The 19,298-nt window shown below is 63.7% G+C and carries 20 protein-coding genes and 1 tRNA gene; 4 read left to right on the top strand and 17 right to left on the bottom strand.

Features of this window, described 5'->3' with window-relative positions; translation table 11 throughout:
- Positions 1–36: 36 nt before the first annotated feature.
- Positions 37–112 (bottom strand) — tRNA-Arg (locus DT070_RS04990).
- Positions 113–339: 227 nt separating this feature from the next.
- Between DT070_RS04990 and DT070_RS04995 the strand changes: the two genes are divergently transcribed.
- Entirely contained in the window at positions 340–1,215 is an 876-nt protein-coding gene (locus DT070_RS04995) for a cytochrome c5 family protein (protein WP_122954412.1), read from the top strand.
- Positions 1,216–1,327: 112 nt separating this feature from the next.
- Here DT070_RS04995 and DT070_RS05000 read toward each other — a convergent pair whose 3' ends face one another.
- From DT070_RS05000 to DT070_RS05015, 4 genes are read right to left on the bottom strand one after another with little or no spacing between them, the layout of a single operon-like run.
- A complete protein-coding gene (locus tag DT070_RS05000) occupies positions 1,328–1,894 on the bottom strand; it encodes a DUF2946 family protein (protein WP_122954413.1) in 567 nt (188 codons plus the stop codon).
- A 54-nt stretch (positions 1,895–1,948) separates the two neighbouring features.
- Positions 1,949–2,995, bottom strand: a complete 1,047-nt coding sequence (locus DT070_RS05005) for a YheT family hydrolase (protein ID WP_122957258.1) — start codon at positions 2,993–2,995, stop codon at positions 1,949–1,951.
- A gap of 23 nt (positions 2,996–3,018) precedes the next feature.
- Positions 3,019–3,465, bottom strand: coding sequence for a nuclear transport factor 2 family protein (locus DT070_RS05010; RefSeq protein ID WP_122954414.1), 447 nt, complete (start codon positions 3,463–3,465; stop codon positions 3,019–3,021).
- Between the two features lie 5 nt (positions 3,466–3,470).
- Positions 3,471–4,370, bottom strand: coding sequence for a hypothetical protein (locus tag DT070_RS05015; RefSeq protein ID WP_122954415.1), 900 nt, complete (start codon positions 4,368–4,370; stop codon positions 3,471–3,473).
- A 45-nt stretch (positions 4,371–4,415) separates the two neighbouring features.
- Here DT070_RS05015 and DT070_RS05020 point away from each other — a divergent pair, with 45 nt between their 5' ends.
- From DT070_RS05020 to DT070_RS05030, 3 genes are all read left to right on the top strand, one after another.
- On the top strand, positions 4,416–5,015 hold the full coding sequence (locus DT070_RS05020) for a LemA family protein (protein WP_194965958.1): 600 nt from the start codon (positions 4,416–4,418) through the stop codon (positions 5,013–5,015).
- 69 nt (positions 5,016–5,084) lie between these two features.
- Positions 5,085–5,984 (top strand): YgcG family protein, encoded by a 900-nt coding sequence (locus DT070_RS05025; RefSeq protein ID WP_122957260.1) that lies wholly within the window; start codon positions 5,085–5,087, stop codon positions 5,982–5,984.
- Between the two features lie 5 nt (positions 5,985–5,989).
- Positions 5,990–6,520 (top strand): TPM domain-containing protein, encoded by a 531-nt coding sequence (locus DT070_RS05030; protein ID WP_122954416.1) that lies wholly within the window; start codon positions 5,990–5,992, stop codon positions 6,518–6,520.
- 57 nt (positions 6,521–6,577) lie between these two features.
- Here DT070_RS05030 and DT070_RS21220 read toward each other — a convergent pair whose 3' ends face one another.
- From DT070_RS21220 to atpE, 12 genes are all read right to left on the bottom strand, one after another.
- Positions 6,578–6,721, bottom strand: coding sequence for a hypothetical protein (locus tag DT070_RS21220; RefSeq protein ID WP_153976287.1), 144 nt, complete (start codon positions 6,719–6,721; stop codon positions 6,578–6,580).
- Between the two features lie 343 nt (positions 6,722–7,064).
- Positions 7,065–7,751, bottom strand: coding sequence for a ligase-associated DNA damage response endonuclease PdeM (pdeM, locus tag DT070_RS05035; protein WP_206074055.1), 687 nt, complete (start codon positions 7,749–7,751; stop codon positions 7,065–7,067).
- Positions 7,752–7,766: 15 nt separating this feature from the next.
- Positions 7,767–10,496 (bottom strand): ligase-associated DNA damage response DEXH box helicase, encoded by a 2,730-nt coding sequence (locus DT070_RS05040; protein ID WP_122954417.1) that lies wholly within the window; start codon positions 10,494–10,496, stop codon positions 7,767–7,769.
- Positions 10,493–12,148 (bottom strand): ATP-dependent DNA ligase, encoded by a 1,656-nt coding sequence (locus DT070_RS05045; protein WP_122954418.1) that lies wholly within the window; start codon positions 12,146–12,148, stop codon positions 10,493–10,495. The genes DT070_RS05040 and DT070_RS05045 overlap by 4 nt, the downstream gene beginning before the upstream one ends.
- Positions 12,145–13,200, bottom strand: coding sequence for a ligase-associated DNA damage response exonuclease (locus tag DT070_RS05050; protein ID WP_122954419.1), 1,056 nt, complete (start codon positions 13,198–13,200; stop codon positions 12,145–12,147). Before DT070_RS05050 ends, DT070_RS05045 begins: the two co-directional genes overlap by 4 nt.
- A gap of 295 nt (positions 13,201–13,495) precedes the next feature.
- Positions 13,496–13,915, bottom strand: a complete 420-nt coding sequence (locus tag DT070_RS05055; RefSeq protein WP_092130336.1) for a F0F1 ATP synthase subunit epsilon — start codon at positions 13,913–13,915, stop codon at positions 13,496–13,498.
- Between the two features lie 39 nt (positions 13,916–13,954).
- Entirely contained in the window at positions 13,955–15,358 is a 1,404-nt protein-coding gene (atpD, locus tag DT070_RS05060) for a F0F1 ATP synthase subunit beta (RefSeq protein WP_092130337.1), read from the bottom strand.
- A 40-nt stretch (positions 15,359–15,398) separates the two neighbouring features.
- Positions 15,399–16,265 (bottom strand): F0F1 ATP synthase subunit gamma, encoded by an 867-nt coding sequence (atpG, locus tag DT070_RS05065; protein ID WP_092130338.1) that lies wholly within the window; start codon positions 16,263–16,265, stop codon positions 15,399–15,401.
- A 63-nt stretch (positions 16,266–16,328) separates the two neighbouring features.
- Entirely contained in the window at positions 16,329–17,882 is a 1,554-nt protein-coding gene (atpA, locus tag DT070_RS05070; protein ID WP_122954420.1) for a F0F1 ATP synthase subunit alpha, read from the bottom strand.
- Positions 17,883–17,943: 61 nt separating this feature from the next.
- A complete protein-coding gene (locus DT070_RS05075) occupies positions 17,944–18,474 on the bottom strand; it encodes a F0F1 ATP synthase subunit delta (protein ID WP_122954421.1) in 531 nt (176 codons plus the stop codon).
- A 12-nt stretch (positions 18,475–18,486) separates the two neighbouring features.
- Complete coding sequence (locus tag DT070_RS05080) at positions 18,487–18,957, bottom strand: F0F1 ATP synthase subunit B (protein ID WP_092130341.1); 471 nt, start codon at positions 18,955–18,957, stop codon at positions 18,487–18,489.
- Between the two features lie 74 nt (positions 18,958–19,031).
- Complete coding sequence (gene atpE / locus DT070_RS05085; protein WP_007868969.1) at positions 19,032–19,295, bottom strand: F0F1 ATP synthase subunit C; 264 nt, start codon at positions 19,293–19,295, stop codon at positions 19,032–19,034.
- Between the last annotated feature and the right edge of the window lie 3 nt (positions 19,296–19,298).

Consider the following 19,298-nt stretch of genomic DNA (forward strand, 5'->3'; position numbering starts at 1 on the left):
AATGCCGAGGCAGGGCATGAGCCAGGCTATGGTGATTGGTGCGGCTGGCGGGGATCGAACCCACGACCCTTGGCTTCGGAGGCCAATACTCTATCCACTGAGCTACAGCCGCAACGCTGGAAACTGACTTGCGCCCTTTCTCACTGATGTGAAAGCGGGGCTTTGCAGTGTCTTTGCACTGTGCGTGTGGTCTGCATCGCACAGGAAAGAAATCGATTCTACCAGCCGGTGCGGCGCGGCCACGGCAATCAGGGCCCCCCGGCTATAATGTGAGGTTGCTGAGCAGATGCCACGATCAGCCCCGCGATAGCCCCCCGATTTAAAGTTTTTGAGGACGCCATGAGCGCAAACGACCACACCACGGCCCACGAAGAAGCCCACACTGGCCCGATCAAGACGCCCCAGCAGCTGCTGGCAGCGGTTTTTTTCTCTTTTGTTGTCCCCGTTTTCGCCATCATCGGGCTGGTCTACTACGTTGCTTCAGGCAACAAGACCGCGCCGGGCTCCGACGAAAGCGCACAGGCGGTGGCCCAGCGGATTCAGAAAATTGGCATGGTTGAAATCCGTGACGCAAACCGCCCCCTCAAGTCGGGCGAAGAAGTCTACAAGGCGCAATGTGCCGCATGCCATGCGGTTGGCGCGGCAGGTGCTCCCAAGTTCGGTGACGCCGGCGCCTGGGCCCCACGCATCAAGACTGGCTTCGATGCCCTCTGGCATTCGGCCCTCAAGGGCAAAGGCGCGATGGGCGCACAGGGCGGCGGCGACTTTGAAGATGTTGAAATCGGCAAGGCCGTGGTCTACATGACGGCAGCCGCCGGCGGCAAGTTTGCCGAGCCGGCTGCCCCGGCAGCTGCAGCAGCACCTGCTGCGGGTGCTACGGCTGCAGCAACCGCACCGTCTGCTGATGTGGTGGCTGCGCTGGCCGCTGCCAACAAAACGGCAGCTCCGGCTGCTGGCGCCGCACCAGCCACCTCCGGCGCTGCTGTGCCTGCCCTGTATGGCCAGGTCTGCGCCGCCTGCCACGTGGCCGGTGTAGCCAACGCACCCAAACTCGGCGACAAGTCCGCTTGGGCACCCCGCATTGCGGCCGGCGTCGATGCGTTGACCGCAAGCGTCATCAAGGGCAAAGGCGCTATGCCGCCAAAGGGCGGATCCACCGCGCCAGACAGCGAAATCAAGGCAGTGGTGCAATACATGGTTAACGCATCCAAATAAGCCTTCGAATCAGGGGTGCAATCTCAAACAAAAAAAAGCCGGTCATTGACCGGCTTTTTTATTGGTTTTAAGGAAAAAGAGGCTCAAGCCCAATAGGGGTATGCGCAAGCCGCTATCTTTTTTGTAGTGCCTCAGGACTGCGCACATAGCCAAACCGCGCCGGCAAATCACCCGCAGGGCATTCTTCAGGCACCCACAGGCCTTGCTCCACCGCATCGGCGGCGTGTGTCATGTCCTGGGTGTGGACGAGGCCAAAGCCCAGGTCGGTCTCCAGGTACACCCGGCCGGCTTCGTCCACGATGCAGCGCTGCGCGCGCGCGCTTTGCCCGGTGTGCGCCGTGACCGCGAAAGAAGGCGCCGGGCCGATACGCCAGACCCACGGCGCGGCCTGCAGCTCCACGTACACACGCTGCGGCCCATTCTGGAAAAACCACCGGCCGCCGGCGTCGCTCTCATAGTTGCGCTGGATGAAGTCGATCAGCTTGTCGTGTTTGAGCAGCGAGCCTTTGGCCGCCGCATTGCGCGCGGCTTCCGCGCCCGGAACGCCGCCAAAGGGCCCGGCAGCCTGCGCCCTGTCGTCGCGCATGTACCAGTTGCCGCGCGCGTCCAGGCCGAGCCAGCCGTAGCAATCGGGTACGTTGGGCCATTTCGCGATGGCCTGGCGAACGATGTCATCCATAAAGCTATTTTGCGCCGCGGTGTAAGTGCGCAAGACGCACAGGGTTATGACGATTCACAGGTGCGCAGCCAGGAATGCGGTGACCGCGTCGGGCATGGCGCGCACATGCCCCGGGAAGGGCGGCGAAGGAAACCCCACATGCCCGCCCTGCGCCGGCTGCCACAGCGTGACGTGGCTGCCAGCGTCTGTTGCCTGGGGCAGGCTGGCGGCCGGCACAAAGGGGTCGTTCAATGCGTTCAAGGCCAGTGCGGGCACGGCAATCCTGTGCAGGTGGGGTTTGGCGGAAGCCCGCGACCAGTAGTCGTCGGCGTTCTTGAAGCCGTGAACCGGCGCGGTGAAAACGTCGTCAAACGTGTACAGGTCGCGCGCGGCCAGCAGGCGTTCGCGGTCAAACAGCCCCGGGTGCTGCTCGAGTTTCTGGAGCGCCTTGGGCACCATGGTTTTAAGGAACATGCGCGTGTAGACCTGCCGGTTGAACCCGCGGCCTATGGCCCAGCCGCTGGCGGTGAGGTCCAGCGGCGAACACACCGAAGCAATGCCGGCCACCACCTGGCGCGCCTCGGCGCCAACCTCGCCGGCCCAGCGCATCAGCGCGTTGCCGCCCAGCGAAATGCCGACGGCGACGACAGGCCCCCTGTGCTGCTGCGCAAAGCGCCGCAATATCCAGTCGATTTCAGCAAAATCGCCCGAGTGGTACGCGCGCGGCGCCAGGTTGAGCTCTCCTGAGCAGCCGCGAAAGTGCGGAATGGCGCAAGCCCAGCCGCGCTCCCGGGCCGCGTCGGCAAGCGCTTCGGCATAGTGGCTGGCCGATGAGCCTTCGAGGCCGTGAAACACGACCAGCAGCGGGCGCTGAGCAGCCGAAGGCCGCTGCGCCGGGCCGCCCCAAGCAAGGCCAGCCCCCCCGGGGGGCAGCGTAGTACACGCAGTGACAAGCGTGGGGGCATCATCCAGCCAGTCGACGTCGACGAAATCTTCGTCCGGCGTCGTCCACCGCTCGCGCCGGAACACCGGCTGCGGGCCGAGGAAGCGGCGCGAACGCAAGGCGGCCCAGATGGTTTGCAGGTTGCCGCCGGGCAGCCACCATGGCGCGATGTAGTTCATGGCCGGCTCCACGCGAACAGGCATCAGTGAAGAACGGTCGGCGTTTCCGACACTTCCTGCATCTCGCGCGGCGTGCCGGGGCTGGCATGGTGGGCCACCATGCGCCAGCCCTGCGCGGTCTTGTGATAGACATTGGTGGCGATGACGTAAGCGTGGCGCGGGCCTTCTTCGGTGAGCACCTCGATGCGTTCGAGCACGCTGTGCACGCTGGCACTCATGGTTTCCACCTTGCGGACCTTGATGGGCTGCGTGCGGATGGTGCCGTTGGAGAACATCGCGTCGAAGGTCGCGCGTATGGCCGCAGGCCCTACCAGGCGGGCGCCGCCGGGGTGCACACACACGATGTCGTCGTCATCACCCCAGCAGGCCATGAGTTTTTCGATATCGCCGTTTTGCAGCGCTTCGTAAAAAGCCGCCTCGATGTCATCGGCATTGCCGGCGCTGGCAGGTGGGACTTTGGGTTTGGGCATGGGGGCTATCGGGGAGAGACGGTGTCTGTTGTGGAATCGGTTGTCGGATTCTGCGCGGGATTGTGCGTTGCAGCAAGCCATGCCCGGACGACCTCGCGCATGCTGTGGCCGCTGCCTTTCGCGTCACCAGGCTTTCCGCCCCATCCGGCAGCGCTGCTCTGGTTGGCCTGCCACAGCAATTCTGGCGCGGCCACGTGGGTCCCCGGCGGCAGCATCGCCAGCGCGGTGTCGACAAATTCAGCAAGCTTGGCGGGTCGCACCGGCTGCTCGGCCGCAGGGATCATGAACTTGAGGACGGACAGCATCCATGCCGCGGTGCGTTCAAAGACATTGCGGCTTTGCACGGCCTGCGCTTTGCGCGCCGAACGCACCAGCAACACGCGCTCAAAACCCATCGACGCAATCGCGTGCTCGTCCAGGTCGGCCAGGCCGCGTTTGAGCGCATCCGGCAGCCGGCCCGGTGCGTGGGGCACCACAACGACCAGTGTTTGCACACCGCAGCGCCTGAGCCAGCGGGCCAGCTCGGGCATTTGCGCCGGTGTCGGCGTCCAGAGCGTGCGCTCACGTCCGTAGTACAGCCGCGGCGGCTCGAACATGATGAGGCCGGTGTGCGCGGGCAAAGGCCGCGCGGCCCACGCCGCGATAGGTGCAGGGATCTCTGCCAGTGCAATGCCTACACCCGACAAACTGGTGGCCATGGCCTCGGTCGCCAGCACCTCGGTATGGGCGTAACGGCCGCTGCCGACCAGGCGGCGCAGTACTTCATTGCCCAGCACACCCGTAGCCCCGGCAACCAGCAGGCGCGGTTTGGCAGCAACGGCAGAGGCTGGACGCAAGGAAGCCTGCAATGCCTGCAGCGGACTGCCGGCGCCTGGCGAAGCAGGTGAATGAGCGTGCAGGGACATTCGACTATGTTAGTGTTGCAGCTTGCATTTTTGGAAGGTACTGCCATGAAATCCCGCTTCTTCAATTTGATGATCGTCAGCTTCCTGGGCCTGCTGCTGACGGGCTGCGGCTACAACGACTTCCAGCGCCTGGATGAGCAGACCAAATCAGCCTGGTCTGAAGTACTGAACCAATACCAGCGCCGTGCCGACCTGGTGCCCAACATCGTGGCCACCGTCAAGGGCGAAGCCGCTTTCGAGCAGGACACGCTGACCAAGGTGGTCGAGGCGCGCGCCAAGGCCACCTCCATCCAGGTCACGCCTGAAACTCTCAACGACCCGGCCGCTTTCAGCAAGTTCCAGGCGGCGCAGGGTGAACTGGGCAGCGCGCTGAGCCGCCTGATGGTGGTGAGCGAACGCTACCCCGACCTCAAGGCCAACCAGGGATTTCGCGACCTGCGCGTGCAGCTTGAAGGCACCGAGAACCGCATCACCGTGGCACGCAACCGCTACATCCAGACCGTGCAGGAGTACAACGTGCTCGCACGCAGTTTCCCGAACAACCTGACGGCCATGGTGTTCGGCTACCAGGTCAAACCGAATTTCACGGTTGCCAACGAAGCGCAGATCTCCACACCTCCGGTCGTCGATTTCAACAAGAAATAAGCAGCACCGGATTTGGCCGTGCAGCCACAGGCGGGTTCTTTTTTGACGGTTGACCGCGGCGCCCACCTGATGCTGGCCCTGGCGCTGGCTTTGCTGCTGGCCGCCTGGCTGCCGCTGGCGGCGTGGGCGCAAGGCGTGCAGCCCGTCCCCCCGCTCACGGCGCATGTCATGGACAGCACCGGCACGCTGGACGCCGCACAGCGCGGCGCGCTCGAAGCCAAGCTCACCGCCTTTGAGCAAAGCCGCGGCGCGCAGGTCGTGGTGCTCATCGTGCCCACCACGCAACCCGAAGACATTGCCGCCTACGCGCAGCGTGTAGGTGATACCTGGAAGATCGGGCGCAAAAACATCGGCGACGGCCTCTTGCTGGTGGTCGCCAAAAACGACCGCAAAGTCCGCATCGAAACCACCAAGGCACTGGAAGGCGCGATTCCCGACCTGGCGGCACGCCAGGTCATCGACACCGCCATCACACCGCGCTTCAAGCAGGGTGACTATGCCGGCGGGCTGGATGCCGCGGCGGACCAGCTCATCGCCCTGATCAGCGGCGAGAACCTGCCGGCACCGGAGCAACGCGGCACCGGTGGTGGCAATGACGGTTTTGAATGGACGGACCTGGCGGTCTTCCTCTTTTTCGCCGTGCCGATCGGCGGGCGTATCGCGGCCGGCATTCTCGGTCGCAAGTTTGGCTCCATCGCCACCGGCGGCGTGGTCGGCGTGCTGGCATGGGTGTTCACCAGCAGCCTGATCGTGGCCGGCCTGGCGGTTCTGGTGGGGACGGTATTCGCGCTGGTGGCCAGCCTGGGCGCGCTGGGGGGCCGCGGCGGCCGCTCATCGGGTGGCTGGACAACCGGCGGTTTTGGCGGCGGTGGTGGTGGCGGCTGGAGCAGCGGCAGCAGCGATGGCGGCGGCTTCAGCAGCGGCGGCGGTGGCGACTTTGGCGGCGGCGGCGCGTCAGGAGACTGGTAGGCATCATGCTCGGCAAGCTCAACACCTTCATCAAGCACCTGTGGCTGGACGCGTCCGATGCGAAGCGCGCCATTGCGCCCGACATGCTCAAGCGCCTGGCGCAGCGCGTGGCGGCCAGCGAGCGGCGGCACAGCGGTGAAATCCGCATCTGCGTGGAAGCCTCACTGCCCATGAGTTACCTGTGGCGGCTGGGCAAGCACCAGTCCATCAGCCAGCTGACGCGCCAGCGCGCGGTCACCATGTTCGGCAAGCTGCGCGTGTGGGACACCGAGCACAACAACGGCGTGTTGATTTATGTCCTGCTGGCCGAGCATGCGATTGAGATCGTGGCCGACCGCGGCGTGGCGCGGCATGTGGGCCCGACGCAATGGCAGGCGATGGTGACGCGCATGGCCGGTGCATTTCGGGAGGGGCGTTATGAAGATGGCCTCACGCAGGCGCTGGAAGAAACCTCTGCGGTGCTGATGGCGCATTTTGCGCAAGAGCCCTCACCGGACAACCCGAACGAACTGCCTGACACGCCGCTGCTGCAATAGCTGCAATAGCTGCAGTAACCGCAAGTGCCGGCGGCGGGGCTTTCGTAAACCCGCCGTTCAGTACGACATCAAGACAGCCAGGGCAAACAGCGCCGTCAGCACCAGGAACGCACGGCGCACCCATCTCTTGCGTGGGTCTGCCTTGCCGGGTTGGGACGAGGCTTCGTCCCCCCACATCAGACTGTCCAGCATGCTGTTCATGTTGTCACCTCGTCCATTCGGTTGAAATCCTGTGCTGACGATAAGGTGCGGCAGGCGGTCCCCGCTGTCATTTAGGGTGTCGAGTTGTTACTTGACGCGTTTGCGCCACATCCGGTGCTCGCCTTCAGCGATGTCCCCACTTGCCATACCTGCGGGGCTGGGCTAACGCATCAAGCGGATGCGTCAACCCAGCTGATCGTTAGGGCAAGGCAGGGCTGGAGCTTTCCGGTTTTCAACCCGGATCCCGCCGGAACGCTATTAATTTAATAGCGACAAGTCTAAGCGCAGATTGGGCTAGAGGCCTAAAAGGCTTGAAAAACCCAGCGAGACAGCGGCGGCGAACTCAGGCCTGCGGCAGCCGCCACACGGCCTGCCCGCCGGCGGGGTAAAGCTGCCGCCCCGCCTGGGGCGCGACACTCCAGCCGCCGGTGAATTCGCCAAATGCCGGCAGGATGGCCAGGCCGGCTTCGATACAAAAGCAGGGCAGGCGCAGGTGGTCCCGGCCCGGCCCCCGCAGGTTCAGCACGGGATGCAGGTGGCCGGCCAGCACGGGCTGCCCGGCATGCAGTTGCGGATGGTGGCAGGCGGCAAACGGCCCGACCAGGTAAGGCTCGTTCACCCCATGAATGCCCAGCGACGGCGGCGGGTCACCGGCGCGGCTGTCGTGGTTGCCGCGCACCAGCACGCACTCAAGCGCCGCAAACTGCTCACGCCAGGCCCTCAAACCATTCAGCACGGAGGGCGTGCGCGCCTGGGCCGCATGCAGAAAATCGCCGAGGAAGACCACTTGCAGAGGCTGGTAGTGCTGCAGCAGGCGGCTCAAGCGCGCGAGGTTCTCGCGTGTGGTGCCGGCAGGCACGGGCTGCCCCAGCGCGCGGTAGGTGGCGGCTTTGCCGAGGTGAAGGTCTGCGACGAACAACACGCGGCCGGCCGGCCACCACAATGCGCGCTCGGGCAGCAGCCAGACGGTTTCGCCGGCGTAATCCACCGGCAAGGGCTTGCCGGGCGGCGTGGTGTGGGCATCCATCATCACAACATCAAAACGTCACAACAGCGGCAGCGGCCTGGAGGGTTTACGTTCACGGCGCGGGCGGCTTGTGCCTTTGCCGCCGCCCGAAGAAGCGCCTTCCTGCCCGAATGCCAGCGTTCCCTTGACGCGCTCGACATCGCCGGCCAACATCGCGCCGCCGGCGGCTTTCTCCAACTGATCGACCATGCGCGAGATGCGGTCGGCCAGATTTTCGTTGGTGAGCTTTTCGCGAAACAGCTCCACCATCAGCGGAAAGGCAAACGGCGTCGGCCGCTCCAGCGCCTTGAGCACCAGTTGCTGCGTGTTCATGCGCGCCAGGCTGCTGCGCAGGCGGCCGATTTCCAGCTCCTGCGCCAGCAGCTCCTGCTCCGCCTGCATCAGCAGCCGGTTGGCCGGGTCGTACTTGCGGAACACTTCCCAGAACAGGGACGACGAAGCCTGCAGTTGTTTGTTGCTGCGCTTTTCACCCGGATAGCCCTGGAAGATCAGGCCCGACACGCGCGCGATTTCGCGAAAGCGGCGCTGCGCCAGTTCGCTGGCGTTCAGGCTCTGCAGCACCTCATGCAACAGCGCCGTGTGCCCGCCGCCTTCAGCACCTTCAGCCGCAATGGCATCGCGCCCCACGTCATCGTGGCCCGCCACGAGCACCTGGGGCAACACCGCAGGCCAGTCGACCTCGGTCGCGCAGAGCAACTCAAAGCCGTAGTCATTGACCGCGATGGAGAAGGTGCGCGGTGCATGCTGGGCCACGCGCCAGGCGATCAGGTTGGCCAGGCCCAGGTGCACATGGCGGCCTGCAAACGGATACAGAAACAGGTGCCAGCCTTCACGTGTCTTCAATGTCTCGGCCAGCAGCGTCTGCGGTGTCGGCAGCGCCGACCACTGCTGCTGGATGTCGAGCAGCGGCCGCACGCACTGCAGCTCGGGCGTGTCGTAGCGGCCCTCCCCTGGCAGCGCGAGCTGCTGGACCACCGCATCGGCCAGCGTGGTCGACAGCGGCATGCGCCCGCCGTTCCAGCGCGGCACCGCGGGCCGCTTGCCGCTGGCGCGCCGCACCCACGCCGTCATGTCGTGGATGCGCACCAGCTCGAGCAGACGGCCGCCGAACAAAAAACAGTCGCCAGGCTTCAGTCTGGCCGCAAAACTTTCTTCGACGCTGCCGATCTTGCCGCCGCCGAGGTACTGCACCGACATGCTGGCGTCGCTGACGATGGTGCCGATGTTCATGCGATGGCGCCGCGCAAGCCGCGCGTCAGGCACGCGCCAGACGCCTTCTTCATCCGGCACGGCGCGCCGGTAATCCGGATAGGCCGCCAGCGAAGGCCCGCCCTGCCGGACAAAGGACAGGCACCATTCCCAGCTTTCGCGCGAGAGCTGGGCATAGGCGGCTGTTCCGCGCACTTCTTCATACAGCGCGTCGGGCACAAAGCCGCCACCCAGCGCCACCGTGACGAGGTGCTGCACCAGGACATCGAGCGGCTGCAGGGGCGAGGTGCGTGCCTCGATATGGCCGGCCGCGATGGCGGCGCGCGCCGCGGCGCCTTCCACGATCTCGATGCTGTGTGTGGGCACCAGCGTGATGCGCGAGGGCCTGCCGGGCGCGTGACCGGAGCGCCCGGCGCGCTGCAGCAGCCGCGCGACGCCTTTGGGTGAGCCGATCTGCAGCACACGCTCCACCGGCAGGAAGTCCACGCCCAGATCGAGACTGGAGGTGCAGACCACGGCGCGGAGTTCGCCGCTCTTCAGGCCTGCCTCGACCCATTCGCGCACTTCGCGGTCGAGCGAGCCGTGGTGCAGTGCGATCAAACCGGCCCATTCGGGTTTGGCTTCCAGCAGCGCCTGGTACCAGATCTCCGACTGTGAGCGCGTGTTGGTGAAGACCAGCGTGGTGCTGCTGCCGGCGATTTCTGCAATCACCTGCGGCAGCATGGTCAGCCCCAGGTGCCCGCCCCAGGGAAAGCGCTCGGCGCGGCTTGGCAGCAGTGAATCGACGACGAGCTTCTTGGGCACCTGGCCTTGGACCAAGGTGCCGCCGGTGTGGCCGAGCAATGTTTGCATCGCCTCTTGCAAATTACCCAACGTCGCCGACATTCCCCATGTGCTGAGCGCCGGATTCCAGCGGCGCAAGCGGGCCAGGGCGAGTTGCACCTGCACGCCGCGCTTGTTGCCCAGCAGTTCATGCCATTCATCGACGACGACCATCTTCACGCTGCCCAGCACCTCTTTGGCATCCGCACGCGCCAGCAGCAGCGACAGGCTTTCCGGTGTGGTGACCAGCACAGTCGGCAGGCGCTGGTTTTGCGCCGAACGTTCAGCGGCCGCGGTGTCTCCGCTGCGTGCGCCGGCAGTCCAGGCGGCGAGGAGCGGCGAGCCGTCATCGCGGCGCAGGCCGTTCAGAATTTCCAGGGGCTGTTGCAATGCGCGCAGCGTGTCGGCGGCAAGCGCGCGCATCGGCGTGATCCACAGGACGGTCAAGGCCTGGGCCGGGATGTTTCTTCTGCGTCCGGTGTTTGCTATTAATTCAGGAGCTACTCGCCCAATCCCCGCCTTGGCTGCAGGCATAAAAGCCATTAAAGCACCCAGCCACACCGCATAGGTCTTGCCGGCGCCGGTGGTGGCATGCAGCAGGCCAGACTCGCCGTCGGCAATGGCCTTCCACACATCGCGCTGGAATTTGAAGGGCTTCCAGCCACGCGCAGCAAACCACTCCGCCAGTGCTTTTTTCACCGCAGTGTTCTGGCTCATGAGGGCAGCAACGCGGCGAGCGTCTCCAGGGTGTCGGCCTCGTCGACCGGCTTGTCTTCGCGCCAGCGCAGCATGCGTGGAAACCGTACGGCAATTCCGCTTTTGTGGCGGCTGCTGCGGGCAATGCCTTCAAAGCCCAACTCAAACACCAGCGTGGGCTTGACGCTGCGCACCGGGCCGAAACTCTCCACCGTCGTTTTGCGGATCACCGCATCGACGCGGCCCATCTCTTCGTCAGTGAGGCCGGAGTAAGCCTTGGCAAAGGGCACGAGCTTGCGATCGGCCTGCGCCTGCGGCCCGTCCCACACCGCAAAGGTGTAGTCGCTGTAGAGGCTGGCCCGCCGCCCGTGGCCGCGCTGCGCGTAGATCAGCACGGCGTCAATGCTGAGCGGGTCAATCTTCCACTTCCACCAGGTGCCCACATCCTTGGTGCGGCCAACGCCGTAAGCGGCGTGCCGCTGCTTGAGCATCATGCCTTCGACGCCCATGCTGCGCGCGGCCTCGCGCTGGCGTGCCAGGTCCTGCCAGCTTTCACCGGTGAGCATGGGGCTGGCGATCAGTTGCGGATGCTGCAGCTGCGTGACGAGTTCGTCCATCAGCACGCGGCGTTCGGCCTGGGGTGCGGTGCGCAGGTCACACCCCTGCCACTCGAGCACGTCGTAAGCCAGCAGCACCACGGGGATGTCCTTCAACAATTTGGGTCCCAGCGTCTTGCGGCCAATGCGTTTTTGCAGTTCGGCAAAAGCCTGAACCTTGCCTTCGCGCCAGACCACGATTTCTCCGTCCAGCACGGTGCCATCGGGCAGTGCTTCGCCCATCAAAGCCAGTTCGGGAAAGCGGTCGGTGACCAGCTCTTCCCCGCGCGACCACAGCCACACCTGGCCCGCCCGCTTGACAAGCTGGGCGCGAATGCCGTCCCACTTCCATTCCACCAGCCAGTCGGCCGGCGGGCCGAGCACCGCATCGAACTGGTCGAGACCGAGATTGAAGGGATGTGCCAGAAAGAACGGGTAAGGCTGGCCGCTGGTTTTCTGGTTGAGTTCACCGCTGCTCTCGGCGGCGATCAGCACAGCGTAGTCAGCCGCCGTGGGCTGGCCGGTGATATGGGTGTAGCCCATGAGGCGCTGCGCGACGCGCTTGGCATCAATGCCGGCCACTGCGGCGAGTGCTTGGGTGACCTGCAGGCGTGACACACCCACGCGGAAACTGCCCGTCATCAGCTTGAAGTAGACCAGGCGCTCTTCGGGGGCAAGGCGTCGCCATTGCGCACGCAGGGCGCCGGGGAGTTTGTCGGGATCGGTTTTGCCCAATGCACGCAGCGGCAGCAGGTGTTGCTCTATCCATTCTGCGAGTTGGAGATCGTGCTGCTCGGTGGGCGGCGGCAAAAGGAGGGAGATCGTTTCGGCGAGATCGCCGACCGCTTCGTAGCTTTCGTCAAACAGCCATTCGGGCAGGCCCGCCGCTTCTTGCGCGAGCAGGCGCAGCAGTTTGGTGGGCACCAACTGGCGCGGCTTGCCGCCGGCCAGGAAGTACACCGCCCATGCGGCATCGGCAGCCGGCGCAGTTTGCAGGTAGCGCTGCAGCGCCGCCTGCTTGGCGAGGCTGGATGTGGTGGCGTCCAGTTCGCTGTAGAGAGCGGCAAAGGCTTTCATGCGCCGGTTTCGTCAGCAGGAGCAGCTGCGGGCTCAGGCTGAGCAGCGGTGGCAGCCTTGTCACTCACATCCTCATCGCCGTATTCGGTCTTGAAGCCCTCGGCCTGCAAGCCGTTTTCAGTCAGCCAGCGAACCAGCACGGCCACGCTGCCGTGCGTGACCATCACGCGCTCGGCGCCAGTGCCTGCGATCGCGCTTTGCAGGCCTGGCCAGTCGGCGTGGTCGGACATGACAAAGCCGCGGTCCACACCGCGCCGCCGCCGCGTGCCGCGCAACTGCATCCAGCCGCTGGCAAAAGCGTCCGAATAACTGCCGAAGCGGCGCATCCAGGGTGTGCCCTGGGCTGAGGGCGGCGCCAGCACGAGGGCGCGTTTGAGCAACTGCGGCGTGACGCCGGGGTCCGTCACGCGCAGGGTTTGCGGCAGGGGCACGCCGGCCGCGCGGTATACCGCATTGAGGGGCTCCACCGCGCCGTGCACGACGATGGGCCCGATGGCGCTGTTCACCCCGTGCAGGATGCGCTGCGCCTTGCCGAAGGCGTAGCACAGCAGCACCGACGCGCGGCCCTTGTCGGCATTGCGCTGCCACCAGGCGTTGATCTCGGCGAAGAGCGCTTGCTGCGTGGGCCAACGGTAAATGGGCAACCCGAAGGTGGACTCGGTGATGAAGGTGTCGCAGGGAACCGGCTCGAAGGGCGTGCAGGTGCCGTCGGCTTCTGTTTTGTAGTCGCCGGATGCCACCCAGACTTCACCGCGGTGTTCAACCCGGACTTGCGCCGAACCCAGCACGTGGCCGGCCGGGTGCAGCGAAATGCGCACACCGTTGCGCTCGAGCGTCTCACCGTAGGGCAGGGTCTGCAGATTGATCTCGCCCAGCCGGGTCCGCAAAATGCCTTCGCTGTCGGTGTGCGCGAGGTAGCTGGCGTGGCCGGTCCGTGCGTGGTCGGAGTGGGCATGCGTGATCACCGCATGCCCCACGGGCCGCCACGGGTCGATATAGAAATCACCCGCGGTGCAGTACAGGCCCTCAGGCCTGGCGACGATCAGGTCCATGCGTTGGGTGCTTTCGTGCAGCTCTGGTTAGCTCAGGTTACGTCCGTCGCGCGATGCGTAAGCCCGGCGCGGGCCCCGCGTGCGCGTGAAGCTTCTATCCTAGTGCTGTCGGCCCAGGATGTGCTGAGCGGGTAAAGGTGCTTGTGCTGTCAGCAAGGGCTTACATTGCTGGAAACGCCGCACTTCTGCATGCCCCGCGTGCACGGACCGGCCAATAAAAAAGCCCCTGGCTTGCGACAGGGGCTTGATGCAACCTGCGACGGCTGCAGTGGATGGCCGAAGCCACCACGAGTTCTTATTTTTTCTGGCGATATTTGCGCAAGGCAGCAATCTGCGCGGCCATTACGGCCAGTTCGGATTGCGCCATGGCGATGTCGATGTCGCTCTTCGCGTTCTTCAGCGCTTCTTCGGCAGCAGCCTTCGCTTCGCTGGCCTTGGTCTCGTCCAGATCCTTGCCGCGAATCGCGGTATCGCTGAGCACCGTCACGCAGTTGGGTTGCACTTCGAGCAGGCCACCGGCCACGAACACAAACTCTTCGCTGCCGTCGGCTTTTTCAATGCGCACGGCGCCGGGCTTGATGCGTGTGATCAGCGGCGTGTGGCGCGGGTAGATCCCCAGCTCGCCAGCCTCGCCGGGCAAGGCCACAAAGCGCGCTTCACCCGAGAAGATGGACTCTTCCGCAGAGACGACGTCGACGTGGATGGTTGTTGACATAAGCGTTCCTTAAATGGAAAAAGTGTTGAGGCGCGAGCCTTAGACCTTCTTCGCCTTTTCGAAAGCTTCGTCGATGGTGCCGACCATGTAAAACGCTTGCTCTGGCAGGTGATCGCACTCGCCGGACACAATCATCTTGAAGCCGCGAATCGTTTCAGCCAGGCTGACGTACTTGCCGGGCGAACCGGTGAACACTTCAGCAACGTGGAAAGGCTGCGACAGGAAACGCTGGATCTTGCGGGCGCGGGCCACGGCGAGCTTGTCTTCAGGGGCCAGCTCGTCCATACCCAGAATCGCGATGATGTCGCGCAGTTCCTTGTAGCGCTGCAGCGTGCCTTGCACGGCGCGGGCCGTGGCGTAGTGGTCTTCGCCCACAACGTTCGGGTCCAGCTGGCGGCTGGTGGAGTCCAGCGGATCCACGGCGGGGTAAATACCCAGCGAAGCGATGTCACGCGAAAGCACCACGGTGGAGTCAAGGTGGGCAAAGGTAGTGGCAGGCGACGGATCGGTCAAGTCATCGGCAGGAACGTAAACGGCCTGGATGGAAGTGATGGAGCCGACCTTGGTGGAGGTAATACGCTCTTGCAGGCGGCCCATTTCTTCGGCCAGCGTAGGCTGGTAACCCACGGCGGAAGGCATACGGCCCAGCAGCGCGGACACTTCGGTGCCGGCCAGCGTGTAGCGGTAGATGTTGTCCACGAAGAACAGCACGTCACGGCCTTCGTCACGGAAGGACTCGGCGATGGTCAGGCCGGTCAGCGCCACGCGCAGACGGTTTCCTGGGGGCTCATTCATCTGGCCGTAGACCATTGCCACTTTGGATTCGCCGAGGTTCTCGAGGTTCACGACGCCGGAGTCGGCCATCTCGTGGTAGAAGTCATTGCCTTCGCGGGTACGTTCACCCACACCGGCAAACACCGACAAGCCCGAGTGCGCCTTGGCGATGTTGTTGATAAGTTCCATCATGTTCACGGTCTTGCCGACGCCGGCGCCGCCGAACAGGCCCACCTTGCCGCCCTTGGCGAACGGGCAAACCAGGTCGATCACCTTGATGCCGGTTTCCAGCAGTTCCTGCGATGGCGACAGTTCGTCGTAAGCAGGTGCCTTGCGGTGAATCGGTGCGGTCAGGGTCTGGTCGACCGGGCCGCGCTCGTCGATGGGCGCGCCCAGCACGTCCATGATGCGGCCCAGCGTGGCCTTGCCCACGGGAACCGTGATGTTGGCGCCGGTGTTGTACACAACGTTGCCGCGGCGCAAGCCGTCGGACGTGCCCAGTGCGATGGTGCGCACAATGCCGTCACCCAGCTGCTGTTGCACTTCAAGGGTCAGCGCAGAGCCTTCCATCTTGAGCGCGTCGTAAATTTTCGGCATCTGGTCGCGCGCAAATTCCACGTCAACCACAGCGCCGATACACTGAACAATCTTGCCTTGAGCTTGAGCCATGACTGGATCCTTTTCCGTTCTTTAAATCTTGAATCGCGGTTTAAACCGCTGCAGCACCGGCAACGATTTCCGAAAGTTCTTTCGTGATCGCCGCTTGACGCGTTTTGTTGTAAACCAGCTTGAGTTCGCCAATCACGCTGCCGGCGTTGTCCGTTGCGGCCTTCATGGCCACCATGCGGGCAGACTGCTCGGACGCCATGTTTTCGGCAACCGCCTGGTACACCAGTGCTTCCACGTAGCGGATCAGCAGGTCGTCAATGACGGTCTGCGCATCGGGCTCGTAGATGTAGTCCCAGCCGTGCTGGTCCTTGTCGGCCTGCAGGTGTGCGGCCGTCAAAGGCAGCAGCTGCTCGACCACAGGCTCCTGGCGCATGGTGTTGATGAACTTGGTGTAGCACAGGTACACCGCGTTGATCTTGCCTTCGCTGTATGCGTCGAGCAGGACCTTGACGGGACCGATCAGCTTTTCCAGGTGCGGTTTGTCGCCCAGTTGCGTCGCATGCGACACCACCTTGGCGCCGACCCGGTTCAGAAAACCAAGGCCCTTGTTACCGATGGCCACTGCCTTCGCATCATGGCCCGCGGCCTGCACTTCCTTGAGCTTGCCGGTGACGGCACGCAGCACGTTGGTGTTCATGCCGCCGCACAAGCCCTTGTCAGTCGTCACCACGATGAACCCGGTGGCCTTGGCGTCGTTGGACTCCATGAACGCATGGGTGTATTCGGGGTTGGCCTGACTCAGGTTGGCCGTGATATTGCGGATTTTGTCGCTGTAAGGACGGGCAGCGCGCATCCGCTCCTGCGCCTTGCGCATCTTGGAGGCGGCCACCATCTCCATGGCCTTGGTGATCTTCTTGGTGTTTTCCACCGATTTGATCTTGCCGCGTATTTCCTTGCCTGCTGCCATATGGATTCCTAAGGGGTTCCTGAGGGTTGCTTAATTACTTGCTTGACGGTGCGTCAGGCGAGATCAGGCAAACGACTTCTTGAACTCGGTCACAGCCGCGTTCAGTTCCGCCTCAGCGTCCTTGTCCATGGCCTTGTTGGCTTCGAGCTTGGCCATCAGGGCCGCGTTCTTGTCCTTCAGGAAGGCATGCAGGCCGTGCTCGAAAGCCAGGACCTTCTTGACTTCCACATCGTCCATGAAGCCCTTGTTCACGGCGAACAGCGTGGCGCCCATGTTGGAAATGGACAAAGGCGAGTACTGGGCCTGCTTGAGCAGTTCGGTCACGCGGGCACCGCGGTCCAGCTGCTTGCGGGTGGCTTCGTCCAGGTCGGAAGCGAACTGCGCGAAGGCAGCCAGTTCACGGTACTGGGCCAAGTCGGTACGGATACCGCCGGAGAGGTTCTTGATCAACTTGGTCTGGGCGGCACCACCGACGCGAGACACAGAGATACCGGCGTTAATGGCGGGACGAATACCGGCATTGAACAGGCTGGTTTCCAGGAAGATCTGGCCGTCGGTGATCGAGATCACGTTGGTCGGAACGAAAGCGGACACGTCGCCGGCTTGCGTTTCAATGATCGGCAACGCGGTCAGCGAACCGGTCTTGCCCTTGACGGCGCCTTTGGTGAAGTCTTCAACATACTTCTCGTTCACGCGGGCTGCGCGCTCAAGCAGACGGCTGTGCAGATAGAACACGTCGCCGGGGTAGGCTTCGCGTCCGGGTGGACGGCGCAGCAGCAGCGAGACCTGGCGGTAAGCCACAGCCTGTTTGGACAAATCGTCATACACGATCAGCGCGTCTTCGCCGCGATCGCGGAAGTATTCGCCCATGGTGCAGCCGGAGTAGGCGCTCACATATTGCATAGCGGCAGACTCGGACGCGGCAGCGGCCACAACGATGGTGTATTCCATCGCGCCGGCTTGTTCCAGTGCGCGCACCACGTTCTTGATCGAGGAAGCCTTCTGGCCAATCGCGACATAGACGCAGGAAACGCCCTTGCCCTTCTGGTTGATGATGGCGTCGATGGCCACTGCCGTCTTGCCGGTCTGGCGGTCGCCAATGATCAGTTCGCGCTGGCCGCGGCCGACGGGCACCATGGAGTCGATGGACTTCAGGCCGGTCTGCAGGGGCTGGTCAACGGATTTACGGGCGATCACGCCGGGCGCAACCTTTTCGATCACGTCGGTCATCTTGGCGTTGATCGGACCCTTGCCGTCAATCGGCTGGCCCAGTGCATTGACCACACGGCCAAGCAGCTCAGGACCCACAGGCACTTCCAGAATGCGGCCCGTGCACTTCACGGTGTCGCCTTCGGCGATGTGCTCGTACTCGCCCAGAATCACGGAGCCGACGGAATCGCGCTCAAGATTCAGCGCCAGGCCGTAGGTGGGGGTGCCGTCGGCGGTTGCGGGGAACTCCAGCATTTCGCCCTGCATCACGTCGGACAAGCCGTGGATACGGACGATACCGTCGGTCACGGACACCACGGTGCCCTGGTTGCGAATGTCGCTGCTACCGGCCAGGCCTTCGATACGGCTCTTGATCAGTTCAGAAATTTCTGCGGGATTGAGTTGCATGACTCTTTCCTTCTTTCTATGTTGTTGGCTAAAAACCTGTAATGGCGCCTGGGCACCGGGCTCAGGAAATCAGCGCCACTTTCATTTGCTCTAAACGGGCTTTTACCGAGGTGTCCAGCACCTCGTCACCCACCACGACTCGTACGCCCCCAATCAGGGCCGGCTCCAGCTCAACCTGAAGGTTGAGCTTCTTGCCAAAGCGCTTTTCCAGCGTTGCCGACAGATCGGCCAGTGCCGCACCGTCCAGCGCAAAAGCGCTGTAGACGGTCGCATCGGACGAACCGCTTTGCGCATTTTTCAGTGTGCGGAACTGCGCTGCGATTTCGGGCAGGACGCTCAGGCGGCCGTTCTCGATCACGGTGCGCAGGAAGTTCTTCGCAGCATCCGGCAGCTTCGTCTTGGCAACGCCTGAAATCACGTCGAACGCCTGCACCGAAGTCACGCCGGGATTACCGGCGAACTGCTGCAGCTGCGCATTGGCAGCAATGGCGGCCAGCTCATCGAGCCAGACGGCGGTGCCGCCCAGGTCGGAGCCGGAGGCCTTGAACAGGGCCTCGGCGTAAGGACGGGCAATGGTGGCTAGTTCGGCCATATTGATGCTCGCTTAGAGTTCGGTCTTCAGGCGGCCCAGCAAGTCGGCATGCACGCTGGCATTGACTTCCTTGCGCAGAATCTGCTCGGCGCCCTTGACGGCCAGCGCGGCAACCTGCTCACGCAGGGTTTCGCGAGCCTTGACGGTTTGCTGCTCGGCTTCGGCCTTGGCGGCGGCAATGATCTTGCTGCCTTCTTCGGTTGCCCGCGCCTTGGCTTCTTCAACCAGGGCCTGGCCCCTGCGCTCGGCTTCAGCCAGGCGCACGGCCGCTTCATTGCGCGACTTGGCCAGTTCTTCTTCCACGCGCTTGTTGGCGACGGAGAGTTCAGACTTGGCTTTATCGGCAGCAGCAAGGCCGTCAGCGATTTTTTGCGCACGCGCGTCCAGGGCCGCCGCGATGGGTGGCCATACAAATTTCATCGTGAACCCGACCAAAATCAGGAACACGATCATCTGGACAATAAGGGTACCGGTAATGCTCACTGCTCATCCTTTCCCTTGGGGCCCAGCCGATGGCCGACCCGAAGGAATGACATTCTTGGGACTTTGATGATTGCTTACTTAGGCAGGTTGGCGATTTGCGCCAGGAATGGGTTGGCGGTGGCAAACCACAGCGCAATACCCGTACCGATAATGAAAGCCGCGTCGATCAGACCAGCCAGCAGGAACATCTTGGTCTGCAGTTCGCCCATCAGCTCAGGCTGGCGTGCAGCTGCTTCGAGGTATTTGCTGCCCATGATGCCGATACCGATACAGGCACCGACAGCGCCGAGACCGATGATGAGGCCGGCGGCCAGAGCGACAAAACTAATAACTTCCATGAT

The sequence above is a fragment of the Polaromonas sp. SP1 genome (assembly GCF_003711205.1).
GTDB lineage: Bacteria > Pseudomonadota > Gammaproteobacteria > Burkholderiales > Burkholderiaceae_C > Polaromonas.

What these genes read in the sequence shown, in the direction of transcription:
- DT070_RS05055 (WP_092130336.1), bottom strand. Translation starts at nt 13,915, where the DNA reads ATGTCAACAACCATCCACGTCGACGTCGTCTCTGCGGAAGAGTCCATC.
- DT070_RS05045 (WP_122954418.1), bottom strand. Translation starts at nt 12,148, where the DNA reads ATGAAAGCCTTTGCCGCTCTCTACAGCGAACTGGACGCCACCACATCC.
- DT070_RS05075 (WP_122954421.1), bottom strand. Translation starts at nt 18,474, where the DNA reads ATGGCCGAACTAGCCACCATTGCCCGTCCTTACGCCGAGGCCCTGTTC.
- DT070_RS05010 (WP_122954414.1), bottom strand. Translation starts at nt 3,465, where the DNA reads ATGCCCAAACCCAAAGTCCCACCTGCCAGCGCCGGCAATGCCGATGAC.
- DT070_RS05015 (WP_122954415.1), bottom strand. Translation starts at nt 4,370, where the DNA reads ATGTCCCTGCACGCTCATTCACCTGCTTCGCCAGGCGCCGGCAGTCCG.
- DT070_RS05030 (WP_122954416.1), top strand. Translation starts at nt 5,990, where the DNA reads ATGCTCGGCAAGCTCAACACCTTCATCAAGCACCTGTGGCTGGACGCG.
- DT070_RS05020 (WP_194965958.1), top strand. Translation starts at nt 4,416, where the DNA reads ATGAAATCCCGCTTCTTCAATTTGATGATCGTCAGCTTCCTGGGCCTG.
- DT070_RS05000 (WP_122954413.1), bottom strand. Translation starts at nt 1,894, where the DNA reads ATGGATGACATCGTTCGCCAGGCCATCGCGAAATGGCCCAACGTACCC.
- DT070_RS04995 (WP_122954412.1), top strand. Translation starts at nt 340, where the DNA reads ATGAGCGCAAACGACCACACCACGGCCCACGAAGAAGCCCACACTGGC.
- pdeM (WP_206074055.1), bottom strand. Translation starts at nt 7,751, where the DNA reads ATGATGGATGCCCACACCACGCCGCCCGGCAAGCCCTTGCCGGTGGAT.
- atpD (WP_092130337.1), bottom strand. Translation starts at nt 15,358, where the DNA reads ATGGCTCAAGCTCAAGGCAAGATTGTTCAGTGTATCGGCGCTGTGGTT.
- atpG (WP_092130338.1), bottom strand. Translation starts at nt 16,265, where the DNA reads ATGGCAGCAGGCAAGGAAATACGCGGCAAGATCAAATCGGTGGAAAAC.
- atpA (WP_122954420.1), bottom strand. Translation starts at nt 17,882, where the DNA reads ATGCAACTCAATCCCGCAGAAATTTCTGAACTGATCAAGAGCCGTATC.
- DT070_RS05025 (WP_122957260.1), top strand. Translation starts at nt 5,085, where the DNA reads ATGCTGGCCCTGGCGCTGGCTTTGCTGCTGGCCGCCTGGCTGCCGCTG.
- DT070_RS21220 (WP_153976287.1), bottom strand. Translation starts at nt 6,721, where the DNA reads ATGAACAGCATGCTGGACAGTCTGATGTGGGGGGACGAAGCCTCGTCC.
- DT070_RS05005 (WP_122957258.1), bottom strand. Translation starts at nt 2,995, where the DNA reads ATGAACTACATCGCGCCATGGTGGCTGCCCGGCGGCAACCTGCAAACC.
- DT070_RS05050 (WP_122954419.1), bottom strand. Translation starts at nt 13,200, where the DNA reads ATGGACCTGATCGTCGCCAGGCCTGAGGGCCTGTACTGCACCGCGGGT.
- atpE (WP_007868969.1), bottom strand. Translation starts at nt 19,295, where the DNA reads ATGGAAGTTATTAGTTTTGTCGCTCTGGCCGCCGGCCTCATCATCGGT.
- DT070_RS05040 (WP_122954417.1), bottom strand. Translation starts at nt 10,496, where the DNA reads ATGAGCCAGAACACTGCGGTGAAAAAAGCACTGGCGGAGTGGTTTGCT.